Origin of the sequence: Aureimonas altamirensis, assembly GCF_023702225.1 — a bacterium.
Classification (GTDB): Bacteria; Pseudomonadota; Alphaproteobacteria; order Rhizobiales; family Rhizobiaceae; genus Aureimonas; species Aureimonas altamirensis_B.
Window position 1 is genome coordinate 1 of sequence record NZ_JAMQCO010000010.1, and the last position, 16,692, is coordinate 16,692.

Below are 16,692 nucleotides of genomic sequence, written 5' to 3' on the forward strand. Positions count from 1 at the left end.
TGAGCCGTGGTCGTCTAAGCTACACCACTCCATGGGACACGATCCCTGCAACGGCCGCGCACCATGTTGGAAACTTTGGACGAGTTTTCGCAGCTCTGGCGTGCGATCCATTTTTAGAGTCGAAAGGTGCTGGAATTCCGCTCGAGGCAATAACCTCCGCCATGATCCTCGTACCATCATTCTGCGATTGGTATCTAACGTGGCGCGAGCGTCGGCGCGACTTCTACAGCACGAGCGAATTCGGCATGTTGATAGCCTTCAGCAGGCGGCTGCAGCCTAGGTCTGGTTGGATTGAGCTGCTGCCGGATTTTCGGACACGCAAGTGCCTGAGTTCGGCCCATTCTGACTGCCCGCCTCTGTTGCGATATCGCATCGCGGATCCGAGAATCCGCCCGATCGACCGACCGCTTCATGACAGTGCGCGTATTGGAAATCGAACAGCTGTATGCGGCCGAGCAAGGCCGCCTTCGCTCGATCGTGCGCAGGATCGTCGGAAACGGCGCAGGCTGCGAGATGGCGGCTTTCACCTTCGAATGAACCGTGCCGTAGACCGGGACGATCATCTTGTGGTTTCCTACTGGACACGGAACAGGGATTAGAGCGTTAACGGATGTACGCTGCCCTAAACGCCCGTCACCCGCCAGATGACGTCGCCGACGTCGTCCGCCATCAGGACCGCACCGTCAGCCGCCAGAGCCACCCCGACAGGGCGGCCGAAAGAGTACTTTTCGTCGGGCGACAGGAAACCCGTCAGGATGTCGCGAGGCATCCCGACAGGCTTGCCGTTCTCGAAGGCCACGAAGGCCAGCTTGTATCCCGACAGTTTCGACCGGTTCCACGAGCCGTGCTGCCCGATGGCCATGCCGGCCGGAAAGCCGGGGAGAGTTCCTTCCGGAAGCCAGCAGAGCCCCAGTGACGCAGTATGCCCGCCCAGCGCATAGTCGGGCTGCGTCGCCGAGGCGACTTTCGCCGTATCCTGCGGCACCCGATCGTCGACGACGCGATCCCAGTAGCAGTAAGGCCACCCGTAGAAGGCCCCGTCGCGAACGGAGGTCAGGTAGTCGGGCGGTGTTTCGTCGCCCAGTCCGTCCCGCTCGTTGACCACCGTCCACAGCAGCCCGCCTTCCGGCTCCCAGGCCATCCCGACGGGGTTGCGCAGGCCGCCCGCATAGATGCGGGACTGCCCCGTCACGAGATCGTATTCGTGGATGCAGGCGCGGTTTTCCTCCACGGCCATGCCGTCGTCGCCGATATTGCTCAACGAGCCGACGGCGACGTAAAGCTTCGAGCCGTCCTTGCTGGCGATGAGATTGCGCGTCCAGTGCCCGCCCGGAACGAGGTCCATCAGCTTGGTGGCGGTCGCCGTCACCCTGGTCGCGCCCGGAACGTATGGGTAGGCCAGCAGAGCGTCGCTTGCGCCGATGTACAGCGTGCCATCGACCAGCGCGATACCGAACGGCTGCCGAACCCCCTCGATGTAGGCGTGGCTTTCCTCGGCTATGCCGTCGCCGTCGGCATCGCGCAGCAGCGTGACCCGGTTGGGGCTGTCACCCGAAGCACGGGCGCGCTGCATGGTCGCCGACATGGCATGGTCGAACAGGGAGCGCGGCGTCTCCCGCTCGCCCATCGATTCGGCCACCAGAACGTCGCCGTTCGGCAAGACGTGCATGTTCCGCGGATGCACCAGCCCCCGCGCAAATGCGTTCACCTTCAGCCCCGGCGCAGCTACGGGTTTGCGGTCGCCGTCCCAGCCTTTCGCCGTCGGCATCTTCAGCGTCGGCACCTTGCCCTGCGGCCGGGCGAGCGGGATGGCGGGGGAAGAACCGAAGACCGGTGCAGGCTGGCCCTGGCCCGAGTGCCGGATCGCGACGGCGCATTGCCCTACCAAGGCTACGAATCTGGCGAAGAGTGAGGCCTCGGTCACGAGCGGTATCCTTTTCTGGGCGTCGTACGAACAGACATAGACAACAGGATCGGCGCCGTCGCAATGCTGAGCACACCTTGACGCCCGGTGCGTTTCGGACATTTCGAAACTGAACACGGTGCCCTGACGGGCGCGTGACCTGAGTAACGGGAGGCTGGAATGGCCAGAACTTTTGGAATGGTACTTGGGCTGGGGCTTGCGGCGCTGACGATCACCGGCTGCACGACCAACGAGCGGACGCTGGCGGGCGCCGGCATCGGCGGCGCCGGCGGAGCGCTTGTCGGCAATGCCATCGGCGGCACCGATGGCGCCATCATCGGCGGCCTTGCCGGTGCCGGCGGCGGCGCGCTGATCGGTCGGAGCACCGCGCCGCGCGATGATCGCCGCTACATCGACGATCGTCGCTATGACGATCGCCGCTATGACCGCCGCGACGATCGTTATTACCGCGACGACCGGTACTACCGGGATGGCCGTCGTTACTGATCCGCAGGGCGCGCCCGCGGGTAGATGCTTGAACATGCGGTCGTAACGTAGGGCGCAGTCGCTGCGCCCTCCGGCGGCAGGTACCGCCGTCGTGCGTTCAATTATGCTTTTCCACAATTTCCAACAAACGCAGGCCGAACTTTTTAAGGTTCATGATCTTCAACGGGTTCATTGCATAGCCTCAACTCAGACTCTCGTCAGCCTCTCTTTACTTGTTACCTCTGGTTTATTCTCACTGCGACTGTACGAGAAGCCCGATTGCCGTGCCTGCCCTGTGCCTCTATCGGCATGGGATGGGGAGGCGTCGAATGCGCATACACGTCATCATGTGCGAAAACGGACGAGACTTCATGAAGCGTGAAGGACGCTTCATCGGCCGACCCGACCTGATTGATTCCCCAGAGTTCAAGCCGGCCTACGAATGGCTTGCCGACCACATGGAGGAACGGATCGGGCCGCCACCCGATGGCGTGCCGCGGTGGCCCGTCTGGGCCTGGCGACGGTGGCGGAAACGCCCGAAGCCACGGATGGACGATAAGGACTTCCGCCACTTGCGCGATCATGTCCTCGTCTCGCTCGAAGTTCCCGACGAAACGGTGGTGCTGAGCGATTTCAACTCATGGCACTCGCCTCTGAACGATTGGTATCTGGCGGATGAGCATGCGCGCGACCGAGGCATGGCGGAGGACGAAGCATTCGAAGCTGATCTGGCGGCTGCCGGAATAAGAATGTGCGATCGCCCCTATCCGGAACCATTCAGAAGCCAGGTTCGCGATAGCTGGCAACGAATTTTTCATGTGGCGGGAAGCGATAGTATTCAGGCGACCGCCTGGTATTTCGACGAAAAGCACGTCGTTGACGAGAACTGGTTCGAGCATCGATGATCTGCCGGTGGCGGCGTATCGACTTGTCTTCATGGCGAACTTGTAATTAGCATCACCGTACCGACTGGTTTCATCGTTACGGGATTTGCGGCATGTGCAATCATTGCGTGATGGAAGGCGTGAAGCGGTCGATGCTGTCGCGCCGGGCGCTTCTGGGCGGCGCCCTCGTCGCCGGTGCCGCCGCGGCGATGCCGGGCGCATTCCTCCGGCCTGCTCTTGCCCAGGCCCAGGCCGGCCGCGTCGTAGACCTGACGCACACATACGATTCCGACTTCCCGACCTTCGACGGCAAACCCGGCATCACCTATGAATGGGCGGTCAAGTTCGAGGATAGCGGCTATCAGCTGCATAAGCTGACGATCTTCGAGCATACCGGCACCCATATCGATGCGCCGCTGCACTTCAGCGCCGATGGCACCAGCGTCGATGAAATCGAGCCGCGAAGCTTGGTGGCTCCGCTGGCTATCGTCGACATTACCGATCGCGCCCGGGAAGAGGCGAACGCGATGGTAGAGGCGGCGGACATCGAAGCCTGGATGAGCGCAAATGGCGACCTGCCCTCGGGCGCCGTTGTTGCGCTGCGATCCGGCTGGGCGGCGAAGGTTAATGAAACCGCGTTCCGCAGCGACGAATCCGGAGCATTTGCCTTTCCCGGTTTCGGCAAATCGGCCACCGATCTGCTACTGGAGCGCGACGTGGTGGCCATCGGCGTCGATACGCTGTCACTCGATCCCGGCAACTCGGCGGATTTCGCCGTGCATAATTCCTGGTTGCCTGCCGGACGCTACGGCATCGAGGGGCTTGCCAAACTTGAGGAACTGCCCGTCACCGGTGCGACCATCGTAGTCGGCGCACCGAAACATCGGGGCGGGACCGGTGGCCCCGCCCGCATTCTGGCGCTCGTCTGATGGCGGTCGTTCCGCTGCTCGGCGACAGCCAAGCCTGCCCCGACGCCGGAGATGCATAGGGAGCTTTTGGCCGTCATCTCGCTCGCCAACCGGACGAATGCATTGGTTAAAGCACTCGGGGTACCGGTCGACGAGCGGTTCGACGCTTCGATCCGTTGAGCGGCATTACACCCGCAATGCACGCTGCCGACCGTAGAGGAGCAGCAGCGCAAGCAGCGTCGCCCCGAAGATGATCTGCCGTGCCCAGACGTCGAGGTTCAGGGTTATGAGCACGCTTTGAAGGAGCGTCAGCACGATGGCGCCCGCCACGGTGCCGAGATAGCCGCCCGTGCCGCCGGCCAGCGACGTGCCGCCGATGACGACGGCGATGATGGAAGGCAGCACATATTGGTTGCCCACGCTGATGAAGCTCGTACCCGTATAGCCGATCACGAAAAGGCCGGTCAGGCCCGCGAAGAACCCCGACAGGCCGTAGAGAAGGATCCGCACGAGGGGTACGGGAATACCGGTCAGCGCCGCTGCCCGCTCGTTGGAACCGATGGCATAGACGGAAAAGCCGAAACGCGTCCGGCGCAGCATGAACAGCATGAGGGCCGCGATGGCTGCCCACACGAAGAGGATACCCGGAATGCCGAGGATAAGCGGCCTGTTGACGAAGGCCGAGAGGATGGGCGCGGCGCTACCGGAAGGCACGCCCTGCGAGTAGACGACCAGCGCGCCCTGTATGACGGCCGTCATGCCGAGTGTCATGACCAGCGGCGGAATGCGCAGCAGCGTTATGCCGCAGCCATTGACGAGACCGATCAGGAACGGCACGCCGGCGGACGCGAGGATGGCGAGCGGCAGCGCGCCGTTGCTGCCATCCATGACGTTGCCGGCCAGCACCGCGCCGAGCGAGATCATCGCTCCGACGGACAGGTCTATCCCTTCCCGCCCCCCAAGGATGACGAGGTTCTGGCCCGCCGCGACGATGCCCAGGATGGCAGCCACGGTCAGCAGGCTGACGATCTGCGATCCGCGCGCAAAGCCGGGTGACAGGATTTCGCCGATGGCCAGCAGGGCCACGGCTGCACACAGCGCCAGAAACAGCGGATCGGCCATGATGGTGCTGACGGGGCGGGTCATGCGGTGCGCCTCGTCACGACGACGCCGCCGGCCAGTGCCATAAGCACGATCAAGCCCTGCACGAGCGTCTGGTACTCGAAGGGCAGCCCGGCGAAGAAGATGACGTTGCCGATCAGCCCCAATACGAGTGCGCCGAGGATGGAGCCGACCGCTCCGCCCTGCCCGCCCGACAGCGCAGTGCCGCCCAGAACCACCGCCGAGATCGCGGACAGGGCGAGCGCGCCGCCAAGAAGCGGATCGCCCGATGCCGTCTCGCCCGTCAGGCAGAGCGCCGCGATGGCCGAGAACAGGCCGGACAATCCATAGGCCAGGATCCGAAGACGCACCAGCGACAGCCCGGTCTGGAAGGCGCCGGTGCGATTGCCGCCCACGGCCAGAAGATGGGCCTGGAAGATGCTGCGCGACAGGATGGCGACGAACAGGCCGGCGGCGGCGAGAATCAGAAGCACGGTCGGCACGCCCAGGAATGTGCCGGAATACGCCATCCAGTAGGCGTCCGGCACCGGAAGGCCGGCCTGCGGCAGCACCCAGATGGCAGCCCCCGCCAGCACGATGCCGGTGGCGAAGGTGGTGACGATCGGCTGCAGCCGCAGCACGGAAACGAGGACACCGTTGGCGAGCCCGACCAGGAGCCCTGTCGCAAGGCCCGCCGCCATGCCGTAGGGAATGGCGTCCGGTCCGTTGCCGAGCGCCGCGAAGACGGAAACCGTCACCACGTTGCTCAGCGCGACGATACTGCCGACGGACAGGTCGATATCGCCGGCCAGGATGACGTATGTCTGGCCGATGGCCACGAGGATCAGCGGAAGAAAGGTCGTCAGGTTGGATTGCAGGACGGCCGGCTGGATGAAGGACGGCTGCAGGACCGTGTTGCCGGCAGCCAACAGGACAAGGACCGTCAGCGTTATCAGCCAGGGGCGTTGGTGGAGCAGCCGTTTCATGCGGCCTCCCCGTAGGCGGCGCGCGTCAGGTCCAGCGCCGTCATGCGCGCGCCGGAAAGCTCCGTCACCACGCGGCCGCCGTTGAAGACGAGGCAGCGATCGGTCTGGTCGAGCACTTCGGAATCCTCCGACGAATAGAACAGGATGGCCGCTCCTTCGTCGGCCAGCCGGCGCATCAGCGCGAAGAGGTCCGCCTTCGCGCCCAGGTCGATGCCCTTGGTCGGATCGTCCAGAAGCAGCAGCCGCGGCTTCGTGGCCAGCCAGCGAGCGATGAATATCTTCTGCTGGTTACCGCCCGACAGCGAGCCGATGGGAGCGTCCAGGCTGGCGTAGCGCGTCCCGAGATCGGCGGCGGCGGCCTCGGCGCGCCGGCGCAACGGCTTTACGCGAAGCACAAGCTGCGCTTCGCGCGCGAGAATGCCGGACACGGCGTTTTCGAAGATGGAGCGTCCATGCAGGGCGGCGTCGCGTCCGCGGTCCCCCGAAACATAGGCGATGCCCCGCCGCACGGCATCACCCGGCCTGCGGATGACCAATTCGGCGCCGTCCAGCGCCATGGTTCCTTCTCCGGCGGGCTCTGCGCCGAACAGGCTGCGCAGCAGTGCCGATTGCCCCTGCCCCTGTAAGCCGGCAAGGCCGACCACCTCGCCCGGCCAAACCTTCAGCGAGACGTCGCGGAACCGGCCGCCGGACACGGTGTCGAGCGCCAGCAACGGCTGGCCGGAACGGACTGCGGCATGCGCCGGCCTCGGCGGCACGAGGACGTCCCCCACCATGTGATGCACCACGGCGGCGCGGTCGGTCGAGGCAACGTCGAGCGCCGCCACGCTCTCTCCGTTCCGCATGACGGTAATGCGGTCGCAGACGGCGAAGACTTCGTCCAGCCGGTGCGAGATCATGATGGTGGAGACACCCTCGCCGCGCTGCGCGCGCAATATGTCGAAGAGCCGCGCCGCCTGACGTCCGTCGAGGGCGGCGGTCGCCTCGTCCATGATCATCAGCTTCGGCCGCGTGGCGAAGACCTTCAGGATCTCCACGATCTGCCGCTCGTCGGGCGACAGGTCGGCCACCGTCGCTTGCGGGGTCAGGGAAGCACCGACGACACCGGAAAACAGGCCGATCAGGCGGTCCGCCTCGCGGCGCAGCGCCGCCCTGTCGACGAAGCCGAAGCGGCGGGGCTCGTGCCCGAGAAAGATGTTGTTCTCGACCGATAGCTGCGGAATCAGACTGAGCTCCTGATAGAACAACGATACGCCGGCGCGCTCGGCCTCGCGCGGCGAGGCGAAGCTGCGCGCCTGCCCGTCGATGCGCAGCGTTCCGCCATTCGGGGCCAGCGCCCCTGCGACGACCTTGCAAAGCGTGCTCTTTCCGCAGCCATTGGCGCCCAAAAGGGCGTGGATCTCGCCGCGCTGCACGATCAGATCGCCCTTGGCCAGCGCCTTGACCGCGCCGAAGGATTTGGCGACGCCCGTCGCCTCCAGTATGGCCGCCATGAAAGCTCCCTGCCGCAACGGGATCGGGCCGGGACGAAACCCGGCCCGTTCGCCCTACTTGAAGAAGGCCTCTGCCTCTTCCGGAGTAACGGTCGCCGTCACCGACCAGTAACCGGGCTTGTCCTCCGCGGCCTCTAGGTTTTCGGCGAGGTTGTCGTTGTCGACGAAGGGAATGGGGATGTAGATGGCATTGGCGTTCGGACCGCCGAAGACGCCGTCCTTGAACTCCTTGCCCTGCAGAGCCAGCACCGCCACGTTGAGCGCGCTTGCCATGACGCCCGGAGGGTTGACGGACGCCGCAGAATTGAGTCCCTCGCTTTCCCAGCGGGTCATGAAATCCTTGCGGATCTCGCCGGTAGCCGCGATGGACTCCTTCTTGCCGGCCGCCTCGATGGCGCGCCATGCACCGTCTGCCATCCCGTCCTGCACCCACACGCCCTGGATGTCGGGATAGGTAGCAAGCAGGTTCTGCATCGTCTGCTGGCCCTGCGCCTGGTCCCAGTTGGCGTTCGCCTCGTTCAGGATCTCGATATCGGGATGCTGCGCGAAGACTTCGCGATAGCCCGCGACCCGCGCCTCGTTGGCCGGGTTGCCGGCGATGCCGTTGATGGTGACGACCTTGCCCTTGCCGCCCAGCGTCTCGGCCAGCCATTCGGCCGACTGTGCCGCCCAGGCCTTCTGGTCGATGCCGACATAGATGGCATCCTTCGACGCAACCTCGGCATCCGTTGCGATCACCAGTATGTCGCGGGCCTTGGCTTGCGCGAAGACCGGGCTGAAGGCCGTGGGGCTGCCCGGATTGATGATGATGGCGTCGACGCCCTGGTTGATGAAGTTGCGGATGTGGCCGATCTGGCCCTGGACGTCGACATCGCCGCTCTGCACGACGACCTCCACATCCACGCCCTTGTCCTTCCAGGCAGCCGCGGCGGCCTGCGCCTCCTCGATCATCTGGGTTCGCCACTCCGAACCGACGAAGCTGTTCGACAGCCCGATGCGGAACGTCTCCGCATGGGCCGCACCTGCCATGAGCGCACCCAGAACGGCGGCGCCAACCAGTTTACCGAGCATGATTTCCTCCCGAGATCTCCCAACCCAGGGTGAAAATGTAATCGATAACATCAGCCGATGCAATCAACTCCGCATGGCGGCGGTGGAGGCACGGGCCACCAGTTCCACGGATAGGATCGTTTCGGCCTTCGCATCCCGCCCGGCCAGAAGATCCAGCATCAGGCGCGCCGCGGCAGAGCCGATTTCCTCGCGCTGCTGGCGTATGGTGGTGAGACCGGGCGTCACATGGGCGGCAAACTCGATATCGTCGAAACCCACGACCGAAAGGTCGTGCGGCACGGAGAAGCCCAGCCGCTGAAATTCCGCGATGAAACCGCAGGCCATTTCGTCGTTGTCGCAGATCAAGGCGGTTGGGCGATCTGGCATCGCTGCGATCCGATGTGCCGCGGCCCGTCCGCTGTCCAGCGAGAAATCGCCGGCGAAGCTGCATCGCGGATCGAGCGCAAGGCCGTTCGCCGCCAGCCCTGCGAGCAAACCTTGCGTGCGCGCTTCCGTCAGCCGATTGTCGGGCGGCCCTTCGAGATGGCCGATATGGCGGTGCCCAAGCTGCGCCAGATGCCCTACCGCAAGGGACACACCGGCAAAATTGTCGGCCTTGACGCTGGGCGCGGACAACCCCTCGATCCACTCGCAAGCCTGCACCACCGGAGGCGCGGTTTCCGCAGCAAGGACCTCGGCGGGGATGGAACCGTCCAGGACGATCAGCCCGTCGGTCCTGGATCGGCTTGCCAGGCCGAACAGCCTTCCCCTTTCGTCGGGCATGACGCGCGTGTCGGCGATCAAAAGGTTCAACCCCTCCGCCCGCAGAACCGCACCGATGCCGGCAAGGATGCGGGAGAAGAACGGGTTGGCAATGCTGGGCACCAGCGCCAATACGCCGCCCGTCCGGTTTTGCCGAAGGTTGCGCGCTGCCAGATTGACCGTATAGCCGGAATCGCGGATCGCCCGCTCGACCATCAGGCGGGTCGCTTCCGACACCAGCGCGGGGTTCGACAGGGTACGGCTGACGGTTGCCGTGGAAACACCTGCAAGCCGGGCGACGTCCCGCACTCCCGGCGGCTTGGCCGCTTCGCCTGCCCTTGCCCTGCGCACCGTCATGACCGCTCGTCCCGCCAAAAGCGCCTTAATGCCGAATTTGCGCCGCTTGTAAAGCAAAACGCCCTGTGCGATCTTTTCATGCAATCGATTACAGAAGCCGCTGTCAATCCGGCTCGCTGCTGGGAGGTTGCAGATGAAGACGTTGAAGGGGCCGGGCCTGTTCCTTGCCCAGTTCGTCGGGGACGACGCCCCCTTCGACACGCTGGACGGTCTTGCCGGGTGGGCGGCCGATTGCGGCTATGTCGGCCTGCAGGTGCCGACCGGGGACAAGCGGCTGATGGATGTCGGGCTGGCCGCCACCTCGCGCGACTACGCTGAAGAGCTTGCCGGCCGGCTGGCGGCGCACGGAACGGTCTTCACCGAGCTGTCGGCACATCTGCAGGGTCAGCTCGTCGCCGTTCATCCGGCCTATGATCTATTGTTCGACGGATTTGCTCCGGAGGCCGTGCGCGGCCGGCCGCAAGCGCGCCAGGACTGGGCGGTGGACCAGCTTCGAAAGACGCTGTCGGCTGCGGCAAACCTTGGGCTGCCGGCCATCGCGGCCTTTTCCGGGGCGCTGGCCTGGCCCTACGTCTACCCTTGGCCGCAGCGTCCCGCCGGGTTGATCGAGGCGGCGTTCGACGAACTGGCAAAACGCTGGAAACCGATTCTCGACCATGCGGAGGATGTGGGAGTCGACGTTTGCTTCGAGATCCACCCCGGCGAAGACCTGCATGACGGCGTCTCCTACGAGATGTTCCTCGAGCGGGTCGGCGGTCACCGGCGGGCCCGCATGCTCTACGACCCTTCCCACTATATGCTGCAGGGGCTGGACTATCTGCAGAACATCGACATCTACCACGAGCGGATTTCGATGTTCCACGTCAAGGATGCCGAGTTCAACCCGACCGGCCGCCAGGGCGTCTACGGCGGCTATCAGTCCTGGGTTGACCGCGCCGGACGGTTCCGCAGCCCGGGCGACGGACAGGTGGACTTCAACTCCGTCTTTTCCAAGCTCGCGCAGTACGATTTCGCGGGCTGGGCGGTGGTCGAGTGGGAATGCGCCCTGAAGCATCCCGACGACGGTGCACGGGAGGGCGCGGCCTTCGTGCGCGATCATATCATCCGCGTCACCGACCGCGCCTTCGACGACTTCGCGGCGGCCGGCACGGACGATGCGCGCAACCGCCAGATCCTCGGCCTTGGGAGATGACATTGAAGACAGACACGACCCCCATCCGCCTCGGCATGGTCGGCGGAGGCAGCGGAGCCTTCATCGGCGGCGTCCACCGCATGGCGGCCCGGCTGGACGGCCATTACGAACTGGTCGCCGGCGCGCTGTCCTCCACGCCCGAGAAGGCAAGGGAGAGCGGCCTGGCGCTGGGGCTTGCGCCCGACCGGACCTATGACGACTTCCGCAGGATGGCGCAGAGGGAAGCACGGTTGAAGGACGGTATAGAGGCCGTCGCCATCGTGACGCCCAACCACATGCACCTTCCGGCTGCGGCTGAATTTCTGAAACGCGGCATCCACGTGATCTGCGACAAGCCGCTGACGGGAACGCTTGCCGAGGCGCGCCGCATGCGCGCGGCTGTGGCGCGTGGAGCGGCCTTGTTCGTCCTGACGCATAACTACTCGGCCTATCCGCTGATCCGTCAGGCACGACAGATGGTCGCCGAGGGTGCGCTGGGCCGATTGCGCGTGGTGCAGGTCGAGTACGCGCAGGACTGGCTGACCGACAGCGTCGAGAAATCCGGCTCCAAGCAGGCCGAATGGCGCACGGACCCGGAACGCGCCGGCCTCGGCGGAGCGCTGGGCGATATCGGCACGCATGCCTTTCATCTGGCTTCCTATGTTTCCGGGCTTGCCATCGAGGGGGTGGCGGCCGACCTCCAGTCGTTCGGGGACGGCCGCGCCCTGGACGACAATGCCCATGTCCTTCTGCGTTACGAGGGCGGCGCACGCGGCATGCTTTGGTGCAGCCAGGTGGCCCCGGGGCACGAGAACGGATTGCGCCTCCGCCTGTTCGGCGAAAAGGGCGGGCTCGACTGGCAGCAGGAGCAGCCGAACGTGCTGCGTCATACCCCGCATGGAAAGGCGACGCGGCTGATTACGCGCAATGGCGCAGGGTCCGACGCCGCCGCTGCCGCGGCATCGCGCGTGCCGGCCGGGCACCCGGAGGGCTATATCGAGGCTTTCGCCAATATCTACTCCGACGCCGCGGCGCTGATCCGCGCCGCCCAGGGCAAGGGCGACAGGCCGGATGCCGTGCTGCCCGGCATCGAGGACGGGGTGGAAGGCGTCGCCTTCGTCGAGGCCTGCGTGCGTTCCTCCAGATCCAACGGAGCGTTCGTCGCCTTGCGCCGCTGAACGTTCGGACGAATGATGGCGTCGGTACAGGGAGGGGGAACTACGATGGCTGAATCACTTGACGGCAAGGTCGCGGTCATAACGGGGGCGGCATCGGGCATCGGCCTGGCCACCACCGAGGCGCTTCTGGAGCATGGCGCGCACGTCGTGATGGTGGACCGCAACGCCGAAAGCCTGCACGAGCTGGCCGGCCGGCTCGGAGGCAATGCGATCCCGCAGGTGACGGATCTTCTGGACCCGGCCAGTTGCAACGCCATGGTGCCGCAGATCCTTGCCCGGGTGCCGCAGATCGACATCCTGTACTGCAACGCCGGCACCTATATCGGCGGCGACCTGACCGAGACGACCTCCGATGCGATCGACAGGATGCTGAACCTCAACATCAACGCCGTCATGAAGAACGTGCACGACGTAGCGCCGCACATGATCGAACGCAGGACCGGCGACATCGTCGTGACGTCCTCGGTTGCAGGGCACTATCCGACATGGTGGGAACCGGTCTACGCCTCGTCCAAATGGGCGATGACATGCTTCGTGCAAACGATGCGCCGGCAGATGATCCCGCACGGCATTCGCGTCGGCCAGGTCTCGCCGGGGCCGGTCGTATCCGCCCTTCTGGCGGACTGGCCGGAGGAAAACCTGCGCAAGGCGAAGGAATCCGGCAGCCTCATCGACCCGTCCGAGGTTGCCGACGCGGTCGTCTACATGCTCACGCGCAAGCGCACCGTGACCATTCGCGATATACTGGTGCTGCCCACCAATTTCGACCGCGTCTAGCTAGATCAGGCCGTATTGCCGCGCCTTGTTGCGCAGGAACGGCAGGCCCTTCCCCAGCACCTCCTCCCGGTCGGGCGCGACCGGGCGCCAGACCGACAAGGCGCTGGCGATCTGCGGCGGCACGCTGATGAAGCTTTCCATCGCCATGCCGCCCTTGAAGCCGATAGCGGCAAGTGCGGCGAATACCTCGTCCCACTGCACGGTGTCGCAACCGGGCGTGCCTCGGTCGCTCGCCGACAGGTGAATGTATTTCAGGTGGTCGCGCGCCTTGAGGATTCCGTTGGCGATCCCCTTCTCCTCGATATTCATGTGGTAGGTATCGAGGTGGACGAAAACGTTGTCCGCGCCGACTTTCTCCACCATGGCGACGGCTTGCTCGGCTGTGTTCAGGATGTGGTTCTCGTAGCGGTTCACCGCCTCCAGCCCGTAGTCCATGCCGAGACTTGCAGCATAGGCGGCGGCATCGCGCACGACGCGTGCCGTCGCATCGATTTCGGCCTGGGTGGGTGGAAAGCCCGTGCGCTGGCCGATACCGCCATAGATCACGCCGCTCATCGCCCTGGCCCCGATGGCATGGGAGCGATCCAGGGCAAGTTGCAGGAAAGCCAGCGCGCCTTCCGGATCGTTCGTCGGAAGGCGATCGAGCGGCATGCCGAGTGAGCAGACGCACTCCACATCGTGCTTTTCGAGAAGGCGCCTCGTATGGTCTGCATCGACGCCTTCCGGATCGAGCATGGTGATTTCCAGAAAGTCGATCCCATGGCGTACCGCCTCGGGTATGGCGTAGCTTGCCGCATCGCGGTTCCACTCCATCGCCCACATTGCGGTATGCACGCCGAACCCGCTTACGCCCATCGCCCGGCCCCTCCCAAGGCTAGATCTCTGGATATTACATCAACTTGTCGAGGGTGATGGGCAAGTCTCTTATGCGTTTTCCGGTTGGTATGCAGGTCGGGAATGTCCGTCCGGATCGCGTCGATCTCCGGTGCGTCCATGGCGCTCGTCGAAGAGCGTTTCTCCCATGAGCGCGAGCCCCATCCCCATGACGATACCGCCAAGGAACTGGTTGGTAACCGCCTTGCCGCGCTTTCGCGCAGGACTACTGCTTGAAAATGAAGATTACGCCAACGGCGATGTAGGCCCCCACATAGATCCAGACTGCTGCGGCAAGACGATGTGCCCCTGCGCGATCAACGCGCGCCCGCAGCTTTCTGTAGATGCGGATATCCAACATGCCGAGCGGCACGGATACCGCCAGCGCAGCACCGACACACACTGCCCAAAGAATTGCTGGCGATGCATCAAGGTTGCTCAACACGAGATGCGTTACCGGTACATGGACGAGATATAAGGCATAGCTGTAATCCCCGAGCCGTTCGGCGGCCCAGCCGAAGCCACCACGCTTGGGAGGTTCCGTCGAGATGCCGTACAACAACGCCACAAGGATGACGGCCGCCAGCGAACCGAGAATGCGCCCCCAGGCGAGGTCGACCGACATGGTCACCGCGCCCAATCCGAGGGCGATCACCGCCCAGATTGGTTGGATGCGACCCCGGCGCAGTATCGTCGGGATGATCAGCCCGCCGGCAAAAGCCGCGTTTCCAGGCAGAAAAAAAGCCTGCAACAGCGTAGGCGACAAGGTGCTGCCCATCTGCTGGGGATCGATGAAGGCAGCGAAACCGATTGCGGCCAGCCAGACGATCGCAAATGGAACCACGAACCGCGAACCCGATGCAAAAGCCAGCAGGAACAAAAGGACGTAGAAGAACACCTCGAGAACGAGCGTCCATTCGACATTGAGCTCGAACACGACCCGCGTACCGACGAGAGCCAACGACATCGCCCGAATATCGGCATTGAGCTCTCCCGTCCGCAGGAAAGCCACGATGACGAAAATCAGGATGAACAACGGGTAGATGCGGACAAGGCGGTGAGCCAGGAAGAGCGTCGGAGGTGTACGGTGCAACAGATCCGCCATCAACGCACCTGAGATCGCGAAGAAGATCGCAACCCCGACAAGTCCGAATTTTCCGTCGAAGATGTTTGCAAACCGGACATCGTCGAACCGAAATGCGATGTAATGGGATATATGATAGATAGCTACGGACAGCGCTGCCAGGGCGCGCATCCATTGGATATTGACGTTTCTATGCTTTCCGCGGCCGATGGTTTGCACTTCGTCTCCCCCTGGTTGGCGGGAAGATAGAGCAAACTTATCATCAGCGGTTTAAGATACGTTGCGTTCAGCCGTGGAGAGTCCCCACGCCAAAAGGGCAGAAGCGCGGGCCGAATCCTTGGCTTCCACATAGCAGCGCAACTCGGGCGCGTTGCCGGATGCACGGAAATGCACCACCGAACCATCGGTCAAAACGAAGCGGACGCCGTCGATCGCATCGCGGCTGACGGCTCCACCCTGTTCGGCAAACAGCGCCGTAGCGAAGGCTGTGTCCGTGCCGAGAAGGGCCAGGAACGCCGCGCTCTTGTCCGGCGCCACGTTTTCCAGCCTGTCTGCCAAGGCATGGCCAGGCGAAATAGCCTCCAAGGCGTCCTTGAGCGAACCCTTATGCCGCGCATGAACCAGCGCGGCGATGATCGGCAGAATGGCATCCCGCGTTGGAAGCGCCGACAAGGTCCGCCCGGCGCGGGTCAGATCGCCGCCCAGCAGCACGCCGCCATTCGCCTCGAAACCGAGTACGCTCGAGGGGTGTCCGTCGATCAGCCGTTCCATGCCTTCAATCACGTAAGGTGAACCGACGCGCGTGCGATGTATGCACCTGGCCACGCCGGACCGCTCTACGGCAGTGCTGGAGGTGACAGGCGTGACGATACGATCGATATCGAGATGCATGGCGGTCATCAGGCCGAGAAGATCGCCACGAACGAAGTTCCCTTCGCTGTCGGCCACAAGCGGCCGATCGCCGTCGCCATCGGTTGATACGATCGCATCGAACGGGCTCGCTTCCGCCCACCCTTTGACAAGCTTGATATGCCGTGGATGGTGGGCTTCCGTATCGATCGGAATAAAGCGCTCCGACCGCCCCAGCGGAACGGCCGTGGCTCCGAGCGCCCCGATCAGCTCTACGAGAATGTCGCGCCCGACGGCGCTGTGCTGGTAAACGCCGATACGCATCCCTGCCAGGGCATCAGTTCCGAAGAAAGCGCGATATCGGTCCAGATAGGCTTCCACGACACCGATGGCCGCAAATTCGCACCGTACCGGGTCACCGACCGGCTCGGCGGCCGCGTATGCAGCGCGTATGGACGCCTCGTCGGCCTTGGTTATCTCTCCCGACGAAAGATAGAATTTCAGTCCGTTGCGGTCTTCGGGGATGTGGCTTCCCGTAACCATGATCGCCGGGCAGCTGCGCGACATGGCAGCCATGGCAAGCGCAGGCGTCGGAAGGGCGCCGGCATCCAACGGACGCCAGCCCGACGCACAAGCCGCGTCCGCGCAGTCCCTGGCAATCGCCGGGCTGCTATCGCGGAGATCGCGACCGATCAGCACCTCTCCGGACGACCTGTCGCCGATGATGCTCAGAAAGGCGGATGTCCATTGGCGCGCAGCGGGACCCTGAAGATCGACGACCAATCCACGCAGGCCGCTTGTTCCGAACTTGAGATCGCTTGCAGCCATGT

General features: G+C 64.3%; 17 protein-coding genes. 7 read left to right on the forward strand and 10 right to left on the reverse strand.

Annotation, left to right across the window (positions count from 1 at the left end; genetic code table 11):
* Positions 1–194: 194 nt before the first annotated feature.
* Both NDN16_RS16400 and NDN16_RS16405 read right to left on the reverse strand, forming a co-directional pair.
* Positions 195–563, reverse strand: a complete 369-nt coding sequence (locus tag NDN16_RS16400; RefSeq protein WP_251114552.1) for a hypothetical protein — start codon at positions 561–563, stop codon at positions 195–197.
* Between the two features lie 59 nt (positions 564–622).
* Entirely contained in the window at positions 623–1,924 is a 1,302-nt protein-coding gene (locus tag NDN16_RS16405) for a PQQ-dependent sugar dehydrogenase (protein ID WP_251114553.1), read from the reverse strand.
* Between the two features lie 159 nt (positions 1,925–2,083).
* Here NDN16_RS16405 and NDN16_RS16410 point away from each other — a divergent pair, with 159 nt between their 5' ends.
* The 3 genes from NDN16_RS16410 (at position 2,084) to NDN16_RS16420 (ending at position 4,202) form a co-directional block, all read left to right on the forward strand.
* Positions 2,084–2,410, forward strand: a complete 327-nt coding sequence (locus NDN16_RS16410; RefSeq protein ID WP_251114554.1) for a glycine zipper domain-containing protein — start codon at positions 2,084–2,086, stop codon at positions 2,408–2,410.
* Between the two features lie 308 nt (positions 2,411–2,718).
* Positions 2,719–3,294, forward strand: coding sequence for a DUF3841 domain-containing protein (locus tag NDN16_RS16415; RefSeq protein WP_251114555.1), 576 nt, complete (start codon positions 2,719–2,721; stop codon positions 3,292–3,294).
* Between the two features lie 92 nt (positions 3,295–3,386).
* Positions 3,387–4,202, forward strand: a complete 816-nt coding sequence (locus tag NDN16_RS16420; RefSeq protein WP_251114556.1) for a cyclase family protein — start codon at positions 3,387–3,389, stop codon at positions 4,200–4,202.
* A 165-nt stretch (positions 4,203–4,367) separates the two neighbouring features.
* Here NDN16_RS16420 and NDN16_RS16425 read toward each other — a convergent pair whose 3' ends face one another.
* The 5 genes from NDN16_RS16425 to NDN16_RS16445 form a co-directional block, all read right to left on the reverse strand.
* Entirely contained in the window at positions 4,368–5,327 is a 960-nt protein-coding gene (locus NDN16_RS16425) for an ABC transporter permease (RefSeq protein WP_251114557.1), read from the reverse strand.
* Complete coding sequence (locus tag NDN16_RS16430; protein ID WP_251114558.1) at positions 5,324–6,268, reverse strand: ABC transporter permease; 945 nt, start codon at positions 6,266–6,268, stop codon at positions 5,324–5,326. Before NDN16_RS16430 ends, NDN16_RS16425 begins: the two co-directional genes overlap by 4 nt.
* Positions 6,265–7,761 carry a sugar ABC transporter ATP-binding protein gene (locus NDN16_RS16435; RefSeq protein ID WP_251114559.1) on the reverse strand — a complete coding sequence of 499 codons (1,497 nt, stop codon included), beginning with the start codon at positions 7,759–7,761 and terminating at the stop codon, positions 6,265–6,267. Before NDN16_RS16435 ends, NDN16_RS16430 begins: the two co-directional genes overlap by 4 nt.
* Positions 7,762–7,815: 54 nt before the next feature.
* Positions 7,816–8,790, reverse strand: a complete 975-nt coding sequence (locus tag NDN16_RS16440; protein WP_435301120.1) for a substrate-binding domain-containing protein — start codon at positions 8,788–8,790, stop codon at positions 7,816–7,818.
* A 105-nt stretch (positions 8,791–8,895) separates the two neighbouring features.
* Positions 8,896–9,930 carry a LacI family DNA-binding transcriptional regulator gene (locus NDN16_RS16445; RefSeq protein WP_251114561.1) on the reverse strand — a complete coding sequence of 345 codons (1,035 nt, stop codon included), beginning with the start codon at positions 9,928–9,930 and terminating at the stop codon, positions 8,896–8,898.
* A gap of 133 nt (positions 9,931–10,063) precedes the next feature.
* Between NDN16_RS16445 and NDN16_RS16450 the strand changes: the two genes are divergently transcribed.
* Genes NDN16_RS16450 through NDN16_RS16460 form a run of 3 tightly spaced genes read left to right on the forward strand, consistent with a single transcriptional unit; the run spans position 10,064 to position 13,056 of the window.
* Positions 10,064–11,122, forward strand: coding sequence for a sugar phosphate isomerase/epimerase family protein (locus tag NDN16_RS16450; RefSeq protein WP_251114562.1), 1,059 nt, complete (start codon positions 10,064–10,066; stop codon positions 11,120–11,122).
* Positions 11,119–12,279, forward strand: a complete 1,161-nt coding sequence (locus NDN16_RS16455) for a Gfo/Idh/MocA family protein (RefSeq protein WP_251114563.1) — start codon at positions 11,119–11,121, stop codon at positions 12,277–12,279. The genes NDN16_RS16450 and NDN16_RS16455 overlap by 4 nt, the downstream gene beginning before the upstream one ends.
* Before the next feature lie 45 nt (positions 12,280–12,324).
* Positions 12,325–13,056: an SDR family oxidoreductase gene (locus tag NDN16_RS16460; protein WP_251114564.1), complete on the forward strand. Its 732-nt coding sequence runs from the start codon at positions 12,325–12,327 to the stop codon at positions 13,054–13,056.
* Here the strand turns inward: NDN16_RS16460 and NDN16_RS16465 are convergent, their stop codons facing one another.
* On the reverse strand, positions 13,057–13,911 hold the full coding sequence (locus NDN16_RS16465; protein WP_251114565.1) for a sugar phosphate isomerase/epimerase family protein: 855 nt from the start codon (positions 13,909–13,911) through the stop codon (positions 13,057–13,059).
* 102 nt (positions 13,912–14,013) lie between these two features.
* On the opposite strand from NDN16_RS16465, the gene NDN16_RS16470 reads away from it, so the two are divergent.
* Complete coding sequence (locus NDN16_RS16470; protein WP_251114566.1) at positions 14,014–14,166, forward strand: hypothetical protein; 153 nt, start codon at positions 14,014–14,016, stop codon at positions 14,164–14,166.
* Here NDN16_RS16470 and NDN16_RS16475 read toward each other — a convergent pair.
* The gene (locus NDN16_RS16475; protein WP_251114567.1) at positions 14,156–15,232 is read right to left on the reverse strand and encodes an acyltransferase family protein; all 1,077 of its coding nucleotides are present in this window, start codon (positions 15,230–15,232) and stop codon (positions 14,156–14,158) included. The genes NDN16_RS16470 and NDN16_RS16475 overlap by 11 nt on opposite strands.
* 51 nt (positions 15,233–15,283) lie before the next feature.
* Positions 15,284–16,690 carry a phosphomannomutase gene (locus NDN16_RS16480; RefSeq protein ID WP_251114568.1) on the reverse strand — a complete coding sequence of 469 codons (1,407 nt, stop codon included), beginning with the start codon at positions 16,688–16,690 and terminating at the stop codon, positions 15,284–15,286.
* Positions 16,691–16,692: the final 2 nt, after the last annotated feature.

Excerpts from the sequence above, each read along its gene's own strand:
- NDN16_RS16400 (WP_251114552.1), bottom strand. The coding sequence starts at position 563 with ATGATCGTCCCGGTCTACGGCACGGTTCATTCGAAGGTGAAAGCCGCC.
- NDN16_RS16410 (WP_251114554.1), top strand. The coding sequence starts at position 2,084 with ATGGCCAGAACTTTTGGAATGGTACTTGGGCTGGGGCTTGCGGCGCTG.
- NDN16_RS16415 (WP_251114555.1), top strand. The coding sequence starts at position 2,719 with ATGCGCATACACGTCATCATGTGCGAAAACGGACGAGACTTCATGAAG.
- NDN16_RS16420 (WP_251114556.1), top strand. The coding sequence starts at position 3,387 with ATGTGCAATCATTGCGTGATGGAAGGCGTGAAGCGGTCGATGCTGTCG.
- NDN16_RS16425 (WP_251114557.1), bottom strand. The coding sequence starts at position 5,327 with ATGACCCGCCCCGTCAGCACCATCATGGCCGATCCGCTGTTTCTGGCG.
- NDN16_RS16430 (WP_251114558.1), bottom strand. The coding sequence starts at position 6,268 with ATGAAACGGCTGCTCCACCAACGCCCCTGGCTGATAACGCTGACGGTC.
- NDN16_RS16435 (WP_251114559.1), bottom strand. The coding sequence starts at position 7,761 with ATGGCGGCCATACTGGAGGCGACGGGCGTCGCCAAATCCTTCGGCGCG.
- NDN16_RS16440 (WP_435301120.1), bottom strand. The coding sequence starts at position 8,790 with ATGGCAGGTGCGGCCCATGCGGAGACGTTCCGCATCGGGCTGTCGAAC.
- NDN16_RS16445 (WP_251114561.1), bottom strand. The coding sequence starts at position 9,930 with ATGACGGTGCGCAGGGCAAGGGCAGGCGAAGCGGCCAAGCCGCCGGGA.
- NDN16_RS16450 (WP_251114562.1), top strand. The coding sequence starts at position 10,064 with ATGAAGACGTTGAAGGGGCCGGGCCTGTTCCTTGCCCAGTTCGTCGGG.
- NDN16_RS16455 (WP_251114563.1), top strand. The coding sequence starts at position 11,119 with ATGACATTGAAGACAGACACGACCCCCATCCGCCTCGGCATGGTCGGC.
- NDN16_RS16460 (WP_251114564.1), top strand. The coding sequence starts at position 12,325 with ATGGCTGAATCACTTGACGGCAAGGTCGCGGTCATAACGGGGGCGGCA.
- NDN16_RS16465 (WP_251114565.1), bottom strand. The coding sequence starts at position 13,911 with ATGGGCGTAAGCGGGTTCGGCGTGCATACCGCAATGTGGGCGATGGAG.
- NDN16_RS16470 (WP_251114566.1), top strand. The coding sequence starts at position 14,014 with ATGTCCGTCCGGATCGCGTCGATCTCCGGTGCGTCCATGGCGCTCGTC.
- NDN16_RS16480 (WP_251114568.1), bottom strand. The coding sequence starts at position 16,690 with ATGGCTGCAAGCGATCTCAAGTTCGGAACAAGCGGCCTGCGTGGATTG.